The sequence below is a fragment of the Herbaspirillum sp. alder98 genome, from assembly GCF_020179755.1.
In the GTDB taxonomy this organism is placed as follows: Bacteria; Pseudomonadota; Gammaproteobacteria; order Burkholderiales; family Burkholderiaceae_D; genus Herbaspirillum.
Window position 1 is genome coordinate 206044 of record NZ_JAIUCY010000004.1, and the last position, 21089, is coordinate 227132.

The 21089-nt window shown below is 63.0% G+C and carries 13 protein-coding genes; 6 read left to right on the forward strand and 7 right to left on the reverse strand.

The window, feature by feature from the left end; genetic code table 11:
• Nucleotides 1-52 precede the first annotated feature (52 nt).
• Nucleotides 53-2680, reverse strand: coding sequence for a glucans biosynthesis glucosyltransferase MdoH (mdoH, locus tag LBW87_RS11455; protein WP_225201596.1), 2628 nt, complete (start codon nt 2678-2680; stop codon nt 53-55).
• Complete coding sequence (locus LBW87_RS11460) at nt 2653-4251, reverse strand: glucan biosynthesis protein G (protein ID WP_225201597.1); 1599 nt, start codon at nt 4249-4251, stop codon at nt 2653-2655. Before LBW87_RS11460 ends, mdoH begins: the two co-directional genes overlap by 28 nt.
• A 359-nt stretch (nt 4252-4610) precedes the next feature.
• Between LBW87_RS11460 and LBW87_RS11465 the strand changes: the two genes are divergently transcribed.
• The 3 genes from LBW87_RS11465 to LBW87_RS11475 all read left to right on the forward strand — a co-directional run bounded on the left by LBW87_RS11465 (nt 4611) and on the right by LBW87_RS11475 (nt 9756).
• The gene (locus LBW87_RS11465) at nt 4611-5114 is read left to right on the forward strand and encodes a dihydrofolate reductase (RefSeq protein WP_225201598.1); all 504 of its coding nucleotides are present in this window, start codon (nt 4611-4613) and stop codon (nt 5112-5114) included.
• A gap of 177 nt (nt 5115-5291) precedes the next feature.
• On the forward strand, nt 5292-7556 hold the full coding sequence (locus LBW87_RS11470) for an arginine/lysine/ornithine decarboxylase (protein WP_225201599.1): 2265 nt from the start codon (nt 5292-5294) through the stop codon (nt 7554-7556).
• A gap of 214 nt (nt 7557-7770) precedes the next feature.
• Nucleotides 7771-9756, forward strand: coding sequence for an alpha/beta hydrolase family protein (locus tag LBW87_RS11475; protein WP_225201600.1), 1986 nt, complete (start codon nt 7771-7773; stop codon nt 9754-9756).
• On the opposite strand, the gene LBW87_RS11480 is transcribed toward LBW87_RS11475, so the two are convergent.
• Nucleotides 9738-10268 carry a chromate transporter gene (locus LBW87_RS11480; protein WP_225201601.1) on the reverse strand — a complete coding sequence of 177 codons (531 nt, stop codon included), beginning with the start codon at nt 10266-10268 and terminating at the stop codon, nt 9738-9740. The two genes, LBW87_RS11475 and LBW87_RS11480, sit on opposite strands and share 19 nt — an antisense overlap.
• Entirely contained in the window at nt 10265-10879 is a 615-nt protein-coding gene (locus tag LBW87_RS11485; protein WP_225201602.1) for a chromate transporter, read from the reverse strand. Before LBW87_RS11485 ends, LBW87_RS11480 begins: the two co-directional genes overlap by 4 nt.
• Nucleotides 10880-10980: 101 nt before the next feature.
• Between LBW87_RS11485 and LBW87_RS11490 the strand changes: the two genes are divergently transcribed.
• Nucleotides 10981-11916 (forward strand): LysR family transcriptional regulator, encoded by a 936-nt coding sequence (locus LBW87_RS11490; RefSeq protein ID WP_225201603.1) that lies wholly within the window; start codon nt 10981-10983, stop codon nt 11914-11916.
• Nucleotides 11917-11943: 27 nt separating this feature from the next.
• On the opposite strand, the gene dcd is transcribed toward LBW87_RS11490, so the two are convergent.
• The 3 genes from dcd to LBW87_RS11505 all read right to left on the reverse strand — a co-directional run bounded on the left by dcd (nt 11944) and on the right by LBW87_RS11505 (nt 19027).
• Nucleotides 11944-12513, reverse strand: coding sequence for a dCTP deaminase (gene dcd / locus LBW87_RS11495; RefSeq protein WP_225201604.1), 570 nt, complete (start codon nt 12511-12513; stop codon nt 11944-11946).
• A 143-nt stretch (nt 12514-12656) separates the two neighbouring features.
• Nucleotides 12657-16658 (reverse strand): ATP-dependent RNA helicase HrpA, encoded by a 4002-nt coding sequence (gene hrpA, locus LBW87_RS11500; protein ID WP_225201605.1) that lies wholly within the window; start codon nt 16656-16658, stop codon nt 12657-12659.
• A gap of 62 nt (nt 16659-16720) precedes the next feature.
• A complete protein-coding gene (locus LBW87_RS11505) occupies nt 16721-19027 on the reverse strand; it encodes a TonB-dependent hemoglobin/transferrin/lactoferrin family receptor (RefSeq protein WP_225201606.1) in 2307 nt (768 codons plus the stop codon).
• Nucleotides 19028-19350: 323 nt separating this feature from the next.
• Between LBW87_RS11505 and argA the strand changes: the two genes are divergently transcribed.
• Nucleotides 19351-20664, forward strand: a complete 1314-nt coding sequence (argA, locus tag LBW87_RS11510; protein WP_225201607.1) for an amino-acid N-acetyltransferase — start codon at nt 19351-19353, stop codon at nt 20662-20664.
• Nucleotides 20665-20781: 117 nt separating this feature from the next.
• Nucleotides 20782-21057 (forward strand): oxidative damage protection protein, encoded by a 276-nt coding sequence (locus tag LBW87_RS11515; RefSeq protein WP_225201608.1) that lies wholly within the window; start codon nt 20782-20784, stop codon nt 21055-21057.
• The last annotated feature ends 32 nt before the right edge of the window (nt 21058-21089 follow it).

Sequence of the window (21089 nt, forward strand, 5' to 3'; positions counted from 1 at the left end):
CGGAGTTCGGCCGGCCGTCATCGTGCGGTTGTTACGTCTTGCGTGCGCCTGCTCAGGCGGCCAGCGCCGGGGCGTCCGGGGCCGAGCCCAGTGCAGCACGCCATTGCGGGTGGACCTCGGGGGCGCCGCTCCAGACTGCCTGGTGCAGCTGCGACAGCAGTCCGGGTTCATCCAGCAAACTCATTTTCTGCTTCTCGTCGAGCGCGTCCGGACCTTCCCTGAGCGCCCGGCGCACCAGCTTGTCACGCAGATGCCGGGTCAACTGCGGCACCTGCGGATGGGCGTGGGCCGTGGCGCACACCAGGGCGTTGACGGCCGGGTCGACCACCGCTTCGACGAAGCCCGGTAACGCCGGCGTGGCGTTATGGTGGCGGATGGTCTCGCGCAACTCGAACGGTGGATCGGTCTCTTCGGGGATCTTGAAAAAGCCCATGCCACGGAAGGCACGTCCGAAGCCCACCCGCGACGACAGCACCGAGACCGGCACCGAAATGGCCAGCGAGCCGGCAATCGGCAGCAACCACCAGATGAACGAAGGATTGAGCCAGTACACCAGCGCGCCCCAGGCCAGGCCCACCACCGAATGCATGCCGTGACGACGTACCGCCTCGCCCCAGCCGGTTTCGTTGTCGGCCCGTGGCGGCGATTTCCAGCCGGCGTTCCAGCCCAGGAAAGCGCCCAGCACGAAGCGTGTATGAAACAGCATGCGCACCGGCGCCAGCACCATCGAGAACAGCAATTCGACGATCATGCTGGCGGTCAGCGCCAGCGCGCCACCAAAGCCGCGCGCGCCCTTCACCGCAAACAGCAGGACCGCCAGCACCTTGGGCAGGAACAGGATGGTGGCGGTGGCCGAGACCAGCGCCAACGCCTTTTCCGGATGCCATTCGGGCCAGATCGGAAACATCTGGCGCGGCTCGACGAAGTATTGCGGATCGATCAGCGTGTGCGCCGCCAGCAGCAGCGTCGACAGCACCAGGAACAGCGCCCACAGCGGCGCCGAAACATAGGCCATCACCCCCGTGACGAACACCGCGCGATGCACCACATGCATGCCGCGCGCCAGGAACAGCCGGAAGTTCATCAGGTTGCCCTGGCACCAGCGGCGGTCGCGGCTCAGCTCGTCGAGCAGGTTGGGCGGCATTTCCTCGTAGCTGCCGTCGAGATCGTAGGCGATCCAGACCGACCAGCCGGCGCGGCGCATCAGCGATGCCTCGACGAAGTCGTGCGACATGATCGGCCCGGACAGGTTGCCCTTCCCGGGCAACGGCGCCAGCGCGCAATGCTTCATGAACGGCGCCAGCCGGATGATGGCGTTGTGCCCCCAGAAGTGCGACTCGCCCAGTTGCCAGTAATGCAGGCCGGCGGTAAACAACGGGCCGTATACACGGGTCGAGAACTGCTGGATGCGGGCATACAGCGTGTCGCGACCGGCAGCACGCGGCGCGGTCTGGATGATGCCCGCACCGGGATGCTCTTCCATCAGGCGGGTCAGCTTGGTGAGGCATTCGCCGGTCATCACGCTGTCGGCATCCAGCACCACCATGTAGCGGTAGTTGCTGCCCCAGCGGCGGCAGAAGTCGTCCAGGTTGCCGCTCTTGCGCTTGACGCGACGGCGGCGGTGGCGATAGAAGATGCGGCCGAAACCACCGGTTTCCTGGCACAGCGTGGTCCAGGCCTGGACCTCGGCGGCGCAGATATCGGCTTCGTAGCTGTCGGACAGGATGAAGAAGTCGAAATGCTGCAACTGCCCGGTACGCTCCAGCGATTCGTAGGTGGCGCGCAGGCCGGCCAGCACCCGCGCCACATCCTCGTTGCAGATTGGCATGACGATGGCGGTACGCGCCTCCGGTGCAATGTCGAGCCTGCCGGATTTCTCATGCGAGATCAGGTATTCGTCGTCACCCCGCCTCAGCACCAGGAAGCCTGTCATGGCGGTCCAGAAGCCGGCCGACACCCACAGGAACAGCAAGGCGAACAAGCCCAGCACCAGCATTTCGAGCGGCTTGGTGCCGTGATACGGCAGCACGTCGCTCATGAAATAGGTGGCCATCGCCGTTTGCAGCACCATCAGCACCAGCAAGGTAATGCGGCGCACGTTGCCGCTGCGCTGCCAGTAACCCTTTGGGTCCGGCGCATCGGAGTCGCCCAGGTCTTCGACATAGTGCGGTTCGTCGGCCACGGTCGGCTCAGGCGTGGCGGCCTGCGCCTTGTGACGACGCCAGCGGCGGGGCCGGCGTTCGAGACGTCGGTTTTCCTCGTCGACCCAGCGTGCGAAGGGATTGAGGTCGCCCCACGGACGCGGCACCATCGAGCGGCGCGCCAGCGGCGGGCCGACTTCGATACGCGGCTGGCCACGTTCCTCGCCAACCGGCGGGACGTGATGCGACGATGCCGCACCGGCTGCGAACAGCAGCTGCAGCCGCGCCGCCACCGAGGCCTGGGCAGTGGTGGCGGTGTCGGGAGAATCGGTATTGGAATCGGAACCGGGGTCAGCCTGGCCGGCCTCGGCCAGCACACGGTGCAGGTCGGCCACCGGATCGCCCGAGCCCAGCGCGCCGACGCGCTCGCTCAGCTCACGCCGCTGCTCGGGCGACAACGGCAGACGGCCGAGGTAATCCTCGAGCGCCTGCGAAGCCGCCGATGTCTGCCTTAGTTGGGGGGTAATATGTAGCTCCACGTTTCTGACAAGGTTGTGCCGCCGTTGCCATTGCGCAGGAACCCGCGCAGCTCGACCGGCTTGTTATCTTCTACCCGACGCAGCTTGACCTCGATGCGCCAGCCGCCGGTGACTTCGTTCTTGCGGGTGGTGACGCTGGCAATCTTGCCATTGGCGTCGGCCTCGACCACACCCTCGACGCGGGCGTTGGCGGCCAGCTTCTTGAGCGAACTGCCGTCGAAATCGACCGACAGCGCCAGGCCGTCATCCTGCTTGCCTTCCTGGCGCGGGCGGTAGCCGTGACCGTACAAGGTCTGCGTCACCCAGGCCAGCGGCGGCCGTTTTTCGCCCTCTTTCTGCCACAGCATGCGGTATTCCACATTCAACGGCTGGCCCGGCTTGGGCAGTGTGTTGGGAATCCAGTAGGCCACGATGTTGTCGTTGGTCTCGTCGGGCGTCGGGATCTGCACCAGCTCGACCCGCCCCGAACCCCACTTGCCCTTGGGTTCGATCCAGGCGCTCGGGCGCGACTGGTAGTTGTAGTCCAGATCCTGGTAATTGCCGAATTCGCGATCCCGTTGCATCAGGCCAAAGCCAAGCGGATTGTCGAACGAGAAGGAAGTCACCAGCAGGCGCTTCGGATTGACCAGCGGACGCCACAGCCATTCGCCGGTGCCAGACTGCATCGACAAGCCGTCGGAGTCATGCACCTCGGGACGGAAATCGTCAGCCGGCCCGGGCTGGTTCTCGCCAAACAGGAACATGCTCGTCAGCGGCGCAATCCCCAGCTTGGTCACATTGCTGCGCAGGTAGATCTGGGCCTTGACGTCGATGGCGGTATCGGAGCCCGGCTTGAGCACGAAACGATAGGCGCCGGTGGCGCGTGGCGAATCAAGCAGCGCATAGACGACCAGCTCGCGGCTCTCGGCCGAGGGACGTTCCAGCCAGAACTCGGTGAAGCGCGGAAACTCTTCGCCCGAATACAGCGCGGTGTCAATCGCCAGGCCCCGTGCGGACAGGCCATAGCCTTGTCCCTTGCCCATGGCGCGGAAATAACTGGCGCCGTGGAAGGTCAGCACGTCATCCTTGACCTTGGAATTGTTGACCGGAAAACGAATCCGGAAACCGGCAAACCCGATATTGCGCAGGCTGCGCGGATCGACGCCTCGCACATTGCTGTAGTCGAACAGGGCCGGATTGAAGCCGATCTCGCGCACGCTGTTGCCGATCACTTCATTGATCTTGACCGGGTCGTTGAAACCACCGCCCAGATGGATGAAGGTCAACTCGAACGGCAGTTTCTGGGCCCGCCAGTAGGACTTGTCGACGCGATAGCGCAACTGGTTCGACTGCTCATAGCTGAGCTCGCGCACGGCCTTGGGCACATCCTCGGAAGGTTTCTTGTACGACTTGCCGGCCAGCGCCTTGGCGCGTGCCGCGACCGAATTGAAGTCAAAGGCGAAGGCCGCAGGCTGCACCAGCAGCAGGCCGACCAGGGTGACCGGGACGGCCAGGCGGCGCCACCACGACGAGCGTGCCGGATGCGATGGAGCAGTTGCTATTAGGAGCCGCGGCGAAGTTGGGGACGACATTATTTTGTTGTCTGGCATGCAATTTTCTGATTGTTGAGCTTTCGACAGCGCCGTCTTTGGCGCACGCTGCTCGCGTTCGGCGCAGGTGCAAAAATGACGGCGAAGACGGGGCAGCCGGAAAAGCAGGCGCTAGTTTAACCAAATGTTGCGCGAATTGTTCGCCGCAATGCGCGGATTCGGCATTACGACCAGTTCAGGGAGACCAAGATGCCCACCGGGCAATCGAACTAATTCTATGACGCAGTTCATCGTATAAGGGCGGCGAGAGCAAGGAAAGTTCCGTGCCGCAGCATCTCCTGTAACATTACGGCTTTCGTCGCGCCCTCCCCGGCCGACGCCGTTCGAACGAAAGAAACCGCATGTCCTCGCTTAGCTCCGCCACGGATGGGCTCACCATCATCGTCGCCACCGACCGCAATAACGGTATCGGCATCAACAATACCCTGCCCTGGCGGCTGCCCGAAGACCTGGCGCACTTCAAGCGCACCACCTCGGGGCACGCCATCCTGATGGGCCGCAAGACCTTCGATTCGATCGGACGCCCGCTGCCCAATCGCCGCAACATCGTCATCACTCGCAATGCCGCATGGCAACAAGAGGGGGTTGAAGTCGCCTCGTCGCTGCCGGCGGCAGCCAACATGAGCGCCGGCGCCCCGGCCTTCATCATCGGCGGCGCGCAGATCTACGCCGAAGCGCTGCCGCTGGTGCGCCGGCTGATCATCACTCGCATCGATGCCAGCTTCGATTGCGACGCCTTCTTCCCGGCGCTGGCCCCGCATGAATGGCAGGAAACCGACCGCCAGCGGCATCATAGCGACAGCGGCGGATTCGACTACGCCTTTGTGACATACGAAAGACGTTGAAGCGGTCTCACATTTTGCCTGTTGTTTTTTCCGGTTTTTCTTTAATATGCGCACCTCTTTTTCGCATATCTGCGAAAATCCGCTTTCTTTTTACCTGCCCAGGCGCAGTTCCTCTTGACCCCTGAGCGCTCCCGGCCCGCCCCATGGCGCATGGGCGCTCGAGCCCTGGAGAAATCCATGAAATTCCGCTTCCCCATCGTCATCATCGACGAAGATTTCCGTTCCGAGAACACATCCGGCCTGGGCATTCGCGCCCTGGCCGACGCCATCCAGGCCGAGGGCCGGGAAGTGCTGGGCGTGACCAGCTACGGCGACCTGGCGCAGTTTGCGCAGCAACAGTCGCGCGCTTCGGCCTTCATCCTGTCGATCGACGATGAAGAGTTCGGCGCCGGCTCGTCGGAAGAAACCGACTTCGCGCTCAAGGCGCTGCGTGCCTTCGTGGGCGAGATTCGCCACAAGAACGCCGATATCCCGATCTACCTGTACGGCGAAACCCGCACCTCGCGCCATATCCCCAACGATATCCTGCGCGAGCTGCATGGTTTCATCCACATGTTCGAGGACACCCCCGAATTCGTGGCGCGTCACATCATCCGCGAATCGAAGTCGTATCTCGACGGCCTGGCGCCGCCGTTCTTCCGCGCGCTGGTCGACTACGCCCAGGACGGCTCCTACTCGTGGCACTGCCCCGGGCACTCCGGCGGCGTGGCTTTCCTGAAGTCGCCGATCGGCCAGATGTTCCACCAGTTCTTCGGTGAAAACATGCTGCGCGCCGACGTCTGCAACGCCGTCGAAGAACTCGGCCAGTTGCTCGACCACACCGGTCCGGTGGCCAATTCCGAGCGCAACGCGGCACGTATCTTCAACGCCGACCACTGCTACTTCGTCACCAACGGCACCTCGACCTCCAACAAGATGGTCTGGCACTCGACGGTCGCCCCGGGCGACATCGTGGTGGTCGACCGCAACTGCCACAAGTCGATCCTGCATTCGATCATCATGACCGGTGCGATTCCCGTGTTCCTGATGCCGACCCGCAATCACCTGGGCATCATCGGACCGATCCCGCTGGAAGAATTCACGCTGGAAAGCATCCAGAAGAAGATCGAAGCCAATCCGTTCGCACGCGAGGCGGTCAACAAGAAGCCGCGCATCCTGACCATCACCCAGTCGACCTACGACGGCGTGGTGTACAACGTCGAGACATTGCGCGAGATGCTCGACGGCGAGATCGACACCCTGCACTTCGACGAAGCCTGGCTGCCGCACGCCACCTTCCATGATTTCTACAAGGACATGCACGCCATCGGCCGCGACCGTCCGCGCGCCAAGAAGTCGATGATCTTCTCGACCCAGTCGACCCACAAGCTGCTGGCTGGCCTGTCGCAGGCCTCGCAGATCCTGGTGCGCGAATCCGAAACGGTGCAACTCGACCAGGATGCCTTCAACGAGGCCTTCCTGATGCACACCTCGACCTCGCCGCAATACTCGATCATCGCGTCCTGTGACGTCGCCGCGGCCATGATGGAAGCGCCGGGCGGCACCGCCCTGGTCGAAGAGAGCATCCTGGAGGCGCTCGATTTCCGCCGCGCCATGAAGAAGATCGACCAGGAATACGGCAAGGACTGGTGGTTCCAGGTCTGGGGCCCGAACCAGTTTGCCGAAGAAGGCATCGGCGAGCGCGAAGACTGGATCATCAAGGCCGAGGACGACTGGCACGGCTTCGGCGACCTGGCGCCGGGCTTCAACATGCTCGACCCGATCAAGGCCACCATCGTCAATCCGGGCCTGTCGCTGGACGGCCAGTTCGGCGAAGCCGGCATCCCGGCCTCGATCGTGACCAAGTACCTGGCCGAGCACGGCGTCATCGTCGAGAAGTGCGGCCTGTATTCGTTCTTCATCATGTTCACCATCGGCATCACCAAGGGCCGCTGGAATACGCTGGTGACGGCGCTGCAGCAGTTCAAGGACGACTACGACAAGAACCAGCCAATCTGGCGCATCCTGCCCGAGTTCGCGGCCGCCAACCAGGGCCGCAACGCGCGCTACGAGCGCCTCGGCCTGCGCGACCTGTGCCAGCAGATCCACGAGACCTATCGTGCCTACGACGTGGCGCGCCTGACCACCGAGATGTACCTGTCGGACATGCAGCCGGCCATGAAGCCGTCGGACGCTTTCTCGAAGATGGCGCACCGTGAGATCGACCGCGTGCCGCTGGATGAACTCGAAGGACGCGTGACATCGATCCTGCTGACGCCTTACCCACCGGGCATTCCGCTGCTGATCCCGGGCGAGCGCTTCAACAAGACCATCGTCGACTATCTCAAGTTCGCGCGCGATTTCAACGAGAAATTCCCGGGCTTCGAAACCGACGTGCATGGCCTGGTCAAGCGTGAGGTCGATGGCCGTCGCGATTACTTCGTCGACTGCGTCAAGCAATAAGCCGTCCCGCAGGGCCAGCACCAAAGCCGATACCGCACATTGCGGTGTCGGCTTTTTTGTTATTGGCGTCGACTAAATCGTCTGGGGAATTTCTAACGTTAACTAATTGACCCTGGCATCGACAGGCAGCAAACTCCTGACTGCCACATCACGGACACGCCAGTCGCCACGTCCCGGTTAACTCCAATACAACTCAAATAACCAGCGAACTGCCATGACCTTCGACGTCCGTCTGCCGATTTTCTGCACCCTTGCCCTGCTGATCCAGTTGCCTGCTGCGTTTGCCGCGGATGCCCCGCCACCAGTTGCCGCCTTCGCCGGCCTGGCCCAGGTCGGGCAGATTGCGTTGTCGCCTGATGGTCAATCGCTCGCTTATATCTTCAACGCCGAAGGAAAGAGTTACCTGGTCACGCAATCGCCCGACAGCGCGCCTAAGGCCATCCTGAAGGCAGATAACGAGAAATACCGATTTCATACATTCCGCTGGGTCAACGACCAACGCCTGCTGGCAGGCGTGGTCTATCCCTGGTATCGGAACGGCGTCCAGACGATGGAGACCCGCATGCTGGCCGTCAACAGCGACGGCAGCCAGCTGAAGTCCGATTTGCTGCAATCGGCCTACCGCTTCGATGAGCGCCGCCACGTGCCGCAATACCAGAATACGGTGCTGGGCAAATCGAGCGTCAATTCCGATAGCGTGCTGGTGGCGCTGGATATCGAGCGTGGCACCCTGCCCGACGTCTACAGCCTTGATGTCAGTGCCGGCAAGCTGGAGCGCGTCGTCATCAATACCGGCAATATCCATGACTGGATCGCCGATCGCCAGGGCCAGGTTCGGGTCGGCACCGGCTGGCGCGACAAGGAAATGCGGGTAGTGGTGCGAGCGCCGGACGACAAGAAGTGGCAGACATTGAGCACCTATATCGCCGACGACTATGCGCAGGTCAGGCAGCATGCGGTAGAGCCCATCGGTTTTGCCGATGACCCGCGTTACCTGTATGCCTACGCCGATCACGAAGGACGCCGCGCCATCTTCAAGATCGATACGGCCGACCCGGCCCTGGCGCGCACCCTGGTCTATGCCGATCCCAGGTTCGATATTCATGGCGGGCTGATCTATTCGACCTGGCTCAAGCAGTATGTGGGCGTGGACTATGCAGGCGAGTACGGCAAGCGCGAATTCTGGAACGACCAGGCGCGCGAGCTGCAAGCGCAGCTTGATCGCGCCCTGCCTGGCAAGACCAATGCCATCGTCAGCAGCAGTGACGACGGCATGCGGCTGCTGGTATCGTCATCGGCCGTGAACCAGCCGGCGGTGATCTACTGGCTGGACCGCAAGACCGGCGCCATGAGCAAACTGCTGGACCGCCGTCCGGCCCTCGCCGGCAAGACCATGTCGATGCCCCGGTCGATCACGTTCCGCGGTCGCGATGGCACCGAACTGCACGGTTATCTCACGCCGCCATGGACTGCCTCCAAGGGTCGTCTGCCGCTGATCGTCCTGCCACACGGTGGCCCGGTGGCGCGCGACGTCGCCACCTTCGATATCTATACCCAGTTCTTCGCCAGCCGCGGCTGGGCCGTATTGCAGGTCAATTTCCGCGGCTCGGCCGGTTATGGCGCCGAATTCGAACAAGCCGGCTTCAAGCGATGGGGAATGGAGATGCAGGACGACATCACCGACGGCGTGAATTGGAGTATCCAGAATGGAATTGCCGACCCGTCCAGGGTCTGCATCGTCGGCGGCAGCTACGGCGGCTATGCCGCCCTGATGGGTACGATCAAGACCCCCGAACTGTATCGCTGCGCCATCAGCATCAATGGCGTGGCCGACCTGCGCGACCTGCTGGCCAGTCGTCGCCAATATATCGGCTACGAGATCGGCGTCGAAAGGATGATCGGAGAATGGTGGAACGACCGTGAACGCCTGCGCCAGACCTCACCGGTCAACCGTGCCGGCGAGATCCGCACGCCGCTGCTGCTGATCCACGGCAAGGAAGACCGGATCGTGCCGGTCGACCAGTCACGCGATATGGCCAGCGCGATGAAGGACGCCGCCGGCAAAAACACCAGCTACCTCGAACTGCCGCTGGGCGACCACTCCCTGTCGCGCGAAGAAGACCGCATCGCAGCCTTCACGGCGATGGAGAGCTTCCTGAAACAATACCTGGATGCCCCTGCTCAGAACGCGCCAAGGTAAAGATAGCCTGCCAGCGCGCCGCCGAAGAGCAGCCATAGCGGATGGATTTTGGTCTTGAGCGAGATCACTGCAGTGGCCACCGTGATCAGCGCCAGGAATCCATGCGTGATCGAGGCCTGGGCGATCAGCAACGCGCTGGCCGCCACCAGGCCAGCCGTCACCGGTAGCAGCCCGGCCTGCACATGGCGCCGCCACGGCTTGTCCTTGAAGCGCTCCCACAGGTGCAGCATGATGATGGTGATGACCGAGGACGGGCCGAACTTGGCGAAAGTGGTGACCAGCATTCCCCAGAATCCGGCGACATGCCAGCCCACCAGCGTGACCACCATCAGGTTGGGGCCGGGCGCGGCCTGGCCCAGGGCAAACAGGGCGCTGAAATCCTCGGCGCTCATCCAGTGGTGCACCTCCACCACCTGGCGCTGCATCTCGGGCAGGATGGTGTTGCCGCCGCCAAATGCCAGCACCGACAACTGGGTGAAGATGATGGTCAGGGCAATCAGGGTCTGTGTCATTTCGCCACCTTGTCCTTGGCCGAGAAACGGTCGCCGAAGCGCGCGGTCAGCACCACGCTGATCGGCGTCATCACCAGCATCACCCACACCAGCGGGATACGCACGAAGGCGATCGCGATGAAGCACACGATGGCCAGCACCGCCAGTACCAGGTTGCGCCGCAGCGGCAGGGCAATCTTGACCGCCATCTGGATCAACAGGCCGGCGGCGGCCGCTGCCAGCCCGGCAAACAGGTGCCTGACATTGGGATCGTGCTGGAAATGCTGGTAGATGATGCCCAGCACCACCACCACCGCCGAAGGCACGGCGATCAAGCCGAAGATGGCAGCCAGCGCTCCGCGCAAGCCGCGAAACTTCATCCCCAGGGCCACCGACAGGTTGATGATGTTGCCGCCCGGCAGGAACTGGCACAAGCCCAGCAACTGGACGAACTCTTCTTCTGAAAGCCAGCGTCGACGCTCGACCACCATCCGGTGCGCCAGCGGCAGCGCACCGCCGAACGCAGTCATGCCCAGCACCAGGAAACCGGTAAACAATTCCCTGGAAGTGGGCGGGTTGAAGGCGGCCGCAGGCGCCTGGCGATCGGCTGGGGTGGGTGGCGAAATGCTCATCGGTTTCTCGTTGCGTTGGTGCGATTGGATGAAGCGAAGGCTACTCCCGCGCCTTTATTTTGTCTAATATATGTCAGATTGCTTATTCATACTTTAACGATATGTCACCAGCCATTGACCTGCGCCTGCTACGCTATTTTCTTGCCGTGGCCGAAGAAGGCCACCTGACGCGCGCCGCGCTACGCATCGGCATCCAGCAGCCGCCGTTGTCGCAACAGATCCGGGTGTTGGAAAAAGAACTGGGCGTGACGCTCTTCAACCGCATGCCGCGCGGCATGGAGTTGACCGAAAGCGGCGCGGCGTTGCTGGCCGACGCCCGCCTCATCCTGGCGCAGGTCGACAGCACGGTGGCCAGCGTGCGCCGCATCGCGCAGGGCAAGATGGGCCGCATCGCGGTCGGCTTCACCGAATCGGCGTCGCTGCACCCTTTCGTGCCGTCCGTCATTCGCGCCTTCCGCGCCGCCGCCCCCGATGTGGCGCTGACCGTGGAAGAGACCAATACCAACGAGCTGGTGGAGGCCGTGCGCCGCCGCCAGCTCGACCTGGCCTTCGTGCGCTCGCCGGTGGGCGACGCCTCTGGCATCGTGATGGAAACGGTACTGGAAGAAAACATGGTCGCCGCCCTGCCCAGCGCACATGCACTGGCCGGCGGCGGGCGCAAAAAGAGCATCGCCCTGTCGGCGCTGGCCGATGAATCCTTCATCATGACGCGCCGCCCCAGCGGACCGGGCTTGTACGACACGCTGATCGCCGCCTGCCGCACCGCCGGCTTCAGCCCCCGGGTCACGCAAGAGGCGCGCAAGAATCTGTCGACGCTGTCGCTGGTGGCGGCCGGGCTGGGGGTGGCGGTGGTGCCGGCGTCGATGATGCACGTCAATGCCGAAGGCGTGACCTACCTCAGGATCAGTGACGCGCCCTTGCTGAAAGCGCCATTGCACCTGGCTTATCGCGATGGCGAGATCGGTGGCGCCTTGGCCCTGATGATCGATGAAGCGCGCAAGCTGAGCGAAAAAAAGCCTCGTCGAAACGAGGCTTGATGACTTGCGGGTACGACGCTACAACGATCAGGTCTTGGGCAGGGTCACGCCATGCTGGCCCTGGTACTTGCCGCCGCGATCCTTGTAGGACACTTCGCAGATTTCGTCGCTCTCGAAGAACAGCACCTGGGCGCAACCCTCACCGGCGTAGATCTTGGCCGGCAGCGGCGTGGTGTTGGAGAACTCGAGCGTCACGTAACCTTCCCATTCGGGTTCGAACGGCGTGACGTTGACGATGATGCCGCAACGCGCGTAGGTCGACTTGCCCAGGCAGATGGTCAGCACACTGCGCGGAATACGGAAGTATTCCACGGTGCGCGCCAGCGCAAACGAGTTGGGCGGGATGATGCAGACATCGCCCTGGAAGTCGACGAACGACTTCTCATCGAAGTTCTTGGGATCGACGATGGTCGAATTGATGTTCGTGAAAATCTTGAATTCGTTGGCGCAACGAATATCGTAGCCGTACGACGATGTGCCGTAAGACACGATCTTGCTGCCGTCGGCGGTGGCGCGGACCTGGCCGGGCTCGTAGGGCTCGATCATGCCCTGCTCCTGGGCCATGCGGCGGATCCACTTATCTGACTTGATGGACATGATATTTCGACAATTTCAAAAGATGGGCAATTTTACGCGAAATGCGGCTGCAACACCCGGTTTGGCGCGTCTTCGGGCGATTTCTGTCCCCAACGCCCGGATACAAGCAATGCCACGAATAATTTCAAGCACTGGCACCGGCCTCAGCGCTGCATGCTCTCCCATACCTTCTGCAGCCGCTTGACCGACACCGGCATGGGGGTGCGCAACTCCTGGGCATACAACGACACCCGCAGTTCTTCCAGCATCCAGCGGAATTCGGTCATCTTCGGATCGGCGCGTCCAGCCCGCTCCTTGAGACCACGCTGGTACGGCAGCGCCACCAGATTCCAGTCGGCCAGCAGGCGCGTGTCGCGCGCAGGGTCGGCGCGCAACTTGTCGAGCCGCACATTGATCGCCTTGAGGTAGCGCGGGTAGTGACTGAGATTGGCATAGTCGGTCTCGGCCACGAAGCGTTTTCCCACCAGTTGCGCCAGTTGCGCCTGCATGTCGGCGGCGGCTGCCGCATGCGCCTTGACGCCCTGCAGCTTCTTGGGCAGCGAATGATATTCGGCCAGCACCTGGGCGCACAGCCTGGCGATCTCGTTGACCAGCAAACCCAGGCGCGCCTTGCCTTCGTCGCGGCGCTGGTTGAATTCGCCCGAATTGCGCGGCAGCGGCTCTTGCAGGAAAGCGCGTTCCAGGCCGGCATTGAGAATCTGCTCGCGCAGTTCTTCCTGCGAGCCCAGCCCCATGAATTGCATGCCCATCTGCTGCAGCCCGGGGATGTTCTTCTCGAGGTACTTCAGTTGCTCTTTCATCTGCAACGAAAACAGCCGCCGCAGGCCGGCGTAATGAAAGCGCGCGGCTTCGGCCGGATCGTCGAACACTTCCAGGTCGCAGTGGGTCTTGCGATCCACCAGCGCCGGGAAACCGATCAGGGTCTGCGCCTGCTTGCCGGTGCCGCGGGTAATCTCAAGCAATTCCGGCAGTTCGCCGAAACTCCAGGTGGTCAGGTTGGCGTATTGGCCCGAGGCAGCGGGCGCCTGATCGGGCAGATGAGCCGGCGCCGCCTTCGCCGTGGCGGCCTGGGTCACAGGCGCGCTGCGCGGCGCCGGCGCGGCATCGTCACGCGGCGCAATGGCGACCTGCTCGGCCAGCTTCTGGAACTGCTGGCGCGCCTGCCCGCCAAATTCGGCCTGCAGCGCCGCCAGGTTGCGGCCCATCTCCAGTTGTCGTCCGTGCTCGTCGATGATCTTGAAATTCATCGCGTGGTGCGCCGGCAAGGTCTCTTGCTTGAAGTCGCTGGCCTTGACCAGGATGGTGATCTGGTCGCGGATGTCGGCGATGATGGCGTCGATCAGGTTGCCGCGGCCGAATATCTTGCGCTCGTCCATGCGCTCGCAAAAGCCGGCGGCATAGTCCGGCAAGGGCACGCAATGACGGCGCAGCTTCTGCGGCAGCGACTTCAGCAGCAAGTGCACTTTTTCCTTCAGCATGCCCGGCACCAGCCATTCGCAGCGATCGGCCGAGACCTGGTTGAGCGCATACAGCGGCACGCTGAGGGTGACCCCGTCACGCGGTGCGCCCGGCTCGAAATGATAGGACAAGGCCATCGCGATGCCGGCCACGTTCATGGTCTTGGGAAACAGCTCGGTGGTCACGCCGGCGGCCTCGTGCCGCATCAGGTCGTCACGATTGAGATACAACAGCTTGGGGTCGGCCGCCGCAGCCTGCTTGTACCACTTCTCGAAATCGACGCCGTTGCAGATGTCGGCCGGCACCAGCTTGTCGTAGAAGGCCACGATCAGTTCATCGTCCACCAGCACGTCGAGGCGGCGCGATTTGTGTTCGAGATTCTCGATCTCGCGCACCAGCTTCTGGTTGTGGGCGAAGAATGGCGCCCGGGTCTCGAAATCGCCACCGGCCAGCGCCTCGCGAATGAAGATGTCGCGCGCCTCCACCGGGTTGATCTTGCCGAACTGGATACGCCGCTGGCTGTACACCACCAGCCCGTAGAGCGTGGCCCGTTCGGACGCCGTGACCTGGCCGGCGCGCTTTTCCCAGCGTGGCTCGCCCCATGATTTCTTGAGCAGGTGGGCGCCCACCTTTTCCAGCCACTCGGGCTGGATATTGGCGACACAGCGCGCATACAGGCGCGCCGTATCGACCAATTCGGCGGCCATCACCCAGCGCCCCGGTTTCTTGGTCAGATGGGCGCCCGGCCAGATATTGAAGCGGATGCCGCGCGCCCCCAGGTACTGGGCATCCTCCTCGGACTTGAAGCCGACATTGCCCAAAAGCCCGGTCAGCAGGGCCAGGTGCAACTGGTCATAGGTGGCGGCGGCCTCGTTGAGACGCCAGCCTTGCTCCTTGACGATGGTCAGCAGCTGCGAATGGACATCGCGCCATTCGCGCAGCCGCAACTGCGAGAGAAAATTCTCGCGGCAATGATCCTGCAACTGGCGATTCGATTTCTTGTGCGCGATGGCATCCTCGAACCACTTCCAGATCTTGAGGTAACTGCTGAATTCGGATTTTTCGTCGGCAAATTTCTTGTGCGCCTGGTCGGCCGCATTCTGCACATCCATCGGCCGGTCGCGCGGGTCTTGCACCGACAGCGCCGCAGCGATGATCAGCAGTTCGGTCAGGCAGGCGTTGTCGCGCCCGGCCAGGATCATGCGCGCCACGCGCGGGTCCAGCGGCAGGCGCGCCAGTTGCTTGCCCAGCGGGGTCAGGCGGTTGACGCCATCGTCCTCTTCGACCGCGCCCAGCTCTTGCAGCAACTGGTAGCCGTCGGCAATGGCGCGGCCCGGCGGCGGTTCGATGAAGGGGAAACTCTCGACATCGGTCAGGTGCAGCGACTTCATGCGCAGGATCACCGCCGCCAGCGACGAGCGCAGGATCTCGGGATCGGTGAACTTGGGCCGCTGCAGAAAATCCTGCTCGTCGTACAGGCGAATGCACACACCGGCGGCAACCCGGCCGCAACGCCCGGCGCGCTGGTTGGCAGCCGACTGCGCCACCGCTTCGATCTGCAACTGCTCGACCTTGTTGCGATAGCTGTAACGTTTGACCCGCGCCAGTCCGGCATCGACCACATAGCGGATGCCCGGCACCGTCAGCGAGGTTTCGGCGACGTTGGTCGACAGCACGATGCGGCGCGCATTGCTGGTCTTGAACACCCGCTCCTGGTCGGCCGCAGACAAGCGGGCAAACAGCGGCAGGATCTCGACGTGCGGCGGATGGTGCTTGCGCAGCGCCTCGGCGGCATCGCGAATCTCGCGCTCGCCCGGCAGGAACACCAGTACGTCGCCCGAGCCGATGCGCGCCAGTTCGTCGACCGCGTCGACCACGGCATCCATCAGGTCGCGTTGTTCGCGGTCTTTCTGGGCCTGGCTGGCGCGCCCTTCGGCGCGGGCGCGGGCAGTGGCGACCTCGGGCGTGACACCGCTGCGGTCGGCATTGTCGATGGGACGATAGCGAATCTCCACCGGATACATCCGCCCCGAGACCTCGATCACCGGCGCCGGCACCAGCTCGCCCTTGACCTCGCGTCCGAAGTGGCGCGAAAAACGGTCGGCGTCGATGGTGGCCGAGGTGATGATCAGTTTAAGGTCGGGACGACGCGGCAGCAGTTGCTTCAGGTAGCCGAGCAGAAAGTCGATATTGAGGCTGCGTTCGTGCGCCTCGTCGATGATGATGGTGTCGTACTGGCGCAGCAGCGGATCGGTCTGGGTTTCGGCCAGCAGGATGCCGTCCGTCATCAGCTTGATCCATGCGCCCTTGGACAGGGTGTCGTTGAAGCGCACCTTGTAACCCACCAGTTCGCCCGGCGGCGAGCCGAGTTCCTGCGCGATGCGCTTGGCGGTCGACGACGCCGCAATCCGGCGTGGCTGGGTATGGCCGATCAGGCCCTTGGCGCCGCGCCCCAGCTCCAGGCAGATCTTGGGCAGCTGGGTGGTCTTGCCGGAACCGGTCTCGCCGCTGACGATGATGACCTGGTGCTTTTGCAGCGCCTCGGCGATTTCATGGCGACGGCCGGAGACCGGCAGTTCTTCTGGAAACGTGACCGGCGGCAAGGGATTGCGCAGGACCGGAGCAGCTTCGGGAGCGGACTTGGACTTGCCGGCGGGGGACGGAGATGGATTTTTGGACACGGACATGAGGCCGTCATTATACCCGTGTCCGCCCCCGCCGGTCGGGCCGCAAGCACCCTCGGCACGCCTCAGAAGGTGGTGCGCAAGCTCAGTTGCAGGCTGCGCGGCGGCGCTGAATAGCGACGATCCACCACTTCGAGTTCGCCGACATCGGACCAGCGTTCATAGGTCGCGTTGAACAGGTTTTCGATATTGAGACTGACGGTCATGGCAGCAACCGGCTTCACATGTGCGCCCACGCCGACGACCGTGAATGCGCGGGTCCGCATGCGTGTTTCTCTGCCTGGCGCCGGCGCCACCCGACTGGGCGTCTTGCCCCAGGAATGCTCCAGATTGGCATATGCGCCCCAACGCTCCTGACGGTAGCGGGCGCCGAGGATCATGCGCATCGGTTGCACCGAATTGAGCGGCTGCCATGCATGTTCGCCGTAGACAAAGCTGAAGTCCGGATTGAGCTCGGTGACCTTGGTGGGCCGGAATACGTCGCCACGGGTATAGGCCCAGGCCGCATTGAAACGCCAGGCAGGTGCGGGGGTCCACTCTGCCCGCGCCTCGAAGCCCCTCACGTGCGCCTTGGCATAATTGACGCTGCGGTACACGGTGTAGCCCGTCACGGGATTGAAGCCAGTAGGCCGCAGGTCGATGAAGTCGGTGTAACGACTGTCGAAACCGGCGACCGAGTAGGCAAGATCGGAGAAGCGGCCGCGCACGCCCAGCTCCCTGCTGATCACCCTTTCAGGACGCAACCCGGGGTTGCCGGCCGCCTCGTAGTAGCCGATGGGACTGGAGAAATTGGCGTTGACCTGCCCAGGTTCGGGCGCACGAAATCCCTGGGCGTAGCTGAAATAGGGGACCATCTCGGGGATGACCTCCCAGATTATCCCCAGGCGCGGCGTCAGCGCACTGCCCGACTGGCCAGCCACGGTTGCCCCGCTGACTTCCATGGCAGCCAGGTCGGAAGCCGATAGCGAGCGCATATCGGGCGACATGCGATATCTGTCGTAGCGCAGCCCCGGGATGAGCCGCAAGCTGCCAACGGCGATCTCGTCCTGGACAAACACACCCGCCAGAAAGTACCCGCTATCGGGCAATGGCCGCGCCGGAAATACCTTGGTCGCCATGGGCACGGTGCCGTCGAGCAGCGCGCTGATCTCGGCACGGCTCAGGTCGACGCCATAACGGAGGCGATGCTCGACCATGCCGGTCGACAAGCGGCCATCGGCCAGCAGCGCAAAACCGGTGGTGCGTTCGTTATAACTGTTGTCACGCGTGCGCTGCAGCGCGCCTGGCATGGTCCGCACCGAAAAACCTCCGGCGTCGTCAAACATCTTCTGCTCGGCAGCGGTGGCCGGGCCGAATACCTGCTCGTAGGTGAACTGCCGGGTCGAGGCCCGCTGCAAGTACAAATGGCTGTGCAGCTGCGTCAACCAACCCTGCGATTGCCCCTTGAAGTAATGTTCCAGCGAGATGCGTTCGCGTTTGACGACATCGTGCGCAGTGAGCTCGCGCGTCTTCCGAAATACCGGCCACGGCGACACCGCAGTGAATCCGTCGATATCGACCTGGTTGTGTACGCTTTCCAGCGTCACCCGCACCAGATGCGCCGGATTGAGCTGCAGCCCGGCTCGTCCCAGGTTATAGCGACTCTCCACATTCATCGGATTGGGTGCGGTGCGCCGGTTGTCGGGCCGCTGGTCGTGCTCTTGCGACCAGGTCTCGTGCCCGCGGCGTCGGCTGCCCATGAACATCGCCTGCCAGCGCCCATCATCGAATCCGATGCCGGCCGAATGGTTGAACGAGTTGTCCTGCTGGGCATAGGAGCCCTGCACAAAGCCGCCCCTCGTGCGCCCGGCCTTGACCAGGTCATGCACTTGCAACGCGCTGGCGCTGACCACGCCGGCAATGCTGTCGGCGCCGTACTGGACCGAGTTCGGCCCGCGCAGGATCTCGATCTTGCGCAGGCTGTCGACATCCCAGTAATCGCCCCGCCCGGTCTGGAACGCCGGCCCGAACGAAAAACTGTTGGGCAGGCGGATGCCGTCCTGCACGATCAGCAGGCGATTGCCCTCGATGCCGCGCACATTGATGCCCTCGCTGCGCCCGCGCCCGTAACTCGACCGCGTAGCGGTGAAATTGGACGGTCGCGTGCGCACCGCCACGTCGGGCTCCTCGGCCAGCACATCCTTGATGCTGCGCGCGCCGCGTTCCTGGATGTCTTCGCGGGTAATCACGGTCAGGGTGGCCGCATTGTCATCCATGACCTTGTCGTCCTGGACGGTGATATCGCCCAGTGACGTCGCATCCGACTGTGCCGCGACGACGCCATGGGAGCAACTCAGCATGGCAGCCAGGGCCAGAGGTTTCAGTTTCAGCATTGCTTGATCTTCTTCATAGAAGTGAATGAAGTGCAGGCTGACTTGACGCTGGCTGGGCACGGCGAAAAAATGAGTATGAAAGCAATAAATCGATCGATAACCACTTCCCGATATGGGAAACAGGCTGATGGCATATGCGATTTAGATAGTTGCGATGCGGCAGGAAAGGCAGGAGTATTGATGAGAACCGTTCTCAGGTATGCAGAAGAAAAGCGATTTCTCGGCCTTTCGAATGGCCTCGAAAAGAGAACGGCCGCATTGGACCGGCCTACTTGGCGGGCCAGGCACTGAAATCGCTGCGGACTCGCTCTATAATGCGCGTCATGGAAAATCAGACTCAATTCGTCCACTGGCTGCGCTCGGTCGCGCCGTACGTCCACGCCTTTCGCGGCAAGACCTTCGTGGTCGCCTTCCCCGGTGAACTGGTCACTGCCGGCGACCTGCAGGTGCTGGCGCAAGACCTGTCGCTGCTGCATGCGCTGGGCATCCGTATCGTGGTGGTGCACGGCTCGAGGCCGCAGGTGGCCGAACAGTTGGCGCTGCGCAATGTCGAGGCGCACTTTCACAATGGCCTGCGCGTCACCGACAGCGCCGCACTGGAATGCGCCAAGGAAGCCTCGGGCGAGCTACGCCTGGACATCGAAGCCGCCTTCAGCCAGGGCTTGCCCAATACCCCCATGGCGCACGCGGCCATCCGCGTGATCTCGGGCAATTTCGTCACGGCCCGGCCGATGGGCGTGTTTGATGGCGTCGACCTGCAACTGACAGGTGTCGTGCGCAAGATCGCCGCCGATGTGATCCAGCCGATCATGAACGCTGGCGGCATCGTGCTGTTGTCGCCGCTGGGCTTCTCGCCCACCGGCGAAGCCTTCAACCTGACCATGGAAGACGTGGCGGTATCGGCCGCCATCGCGCTGCGCGCCGAAAAGCTGATCTTCCTGTCCGAGACGCCGCTGATGAAAGACGCCGGCGGCAGCGATATCCGCGAACTGTCATCGCACCAGGCCGAAGCGGTGCTGTCGGCCGGCTTCCTGCCCTCCGATGCCGCGTTCTACCTGGCCAGCGTGGTCAAGGCCTGTAACGCCGGCGTGTCGCGCGCCCACATCGTGCCGTTTGCCACCGATGGCTCGGCCCTGCTGGAGCTGTTCACCCACGATGGCGTGGGCACCATGGTCACTTACGAAAACCTGGAAAGCCTGCGCCAGGCCACCATCGAAGACGTCGGCGGCATCCTCAAGCTGATCGAACCGCTCGAGGCCGATGGCACGCTGGTCAAGCGCGGTCGCGAGCTGATCGAGCGCGAGATTCACTACTTCTCGGTGATCGAGCACGACAACGTGATCTTCGGCTGCGCCGCGCTGTATCCTTTCCCCCAGGAAAAGATGGGCGAAATGGCTTGCCTGACCGTCAACCCCGAAGTGCAGGGCCAGGGCGACGGCGACCGTATCCTCAAGCATATCGAGACGCGTGCGCGCGAAGCCGGACTGACCAAGCTGTTTGTGCTCACCACCCGCACTTCGCACTGGTTCCTGCGCCGCGGCTTTACCCTGGCCAGCGTCAACGACCTGCCGCAAGATCGCCAGAAGATCTACAACTGGCAACGCAAGTCGCAGATCCTGATCAAGAACCTCTACTGATTGAGAGTCACCGATTAACCCCCATCTGTCAGGACGTGAGCCGGCTCAACCGCTGACACTGTTTGCAACAGCTGCCACGTCCGGCGCTTTTCACCGCTATTTGAACAAGGAATCGACATGGCACGCACCGTCCACTGCATCAAACTGAACAAGGAAGCCGAAGGACTGGACTTCCCGCCGTACCCGGGCGAACTGGGCAAGCGCATCTATGAAAGCGTTTCCAAGGAAGCCTGGGCTGCCTGGCTCAAGCACCAGACCATGCTGGTCAATGAAAACCGTCTGATGCTGGCCGACGCCCGTGCGCGCAAGTACCTGGCCGTCCAGATGGAAAAGCATTTCTTCGGCGACGGCGCCGATGCCGCCCAAGGCTACGTGCCGCCGCCGGCCGACTAAGCTTTACCGCCGCCGTTGGAACAACGCTGCCG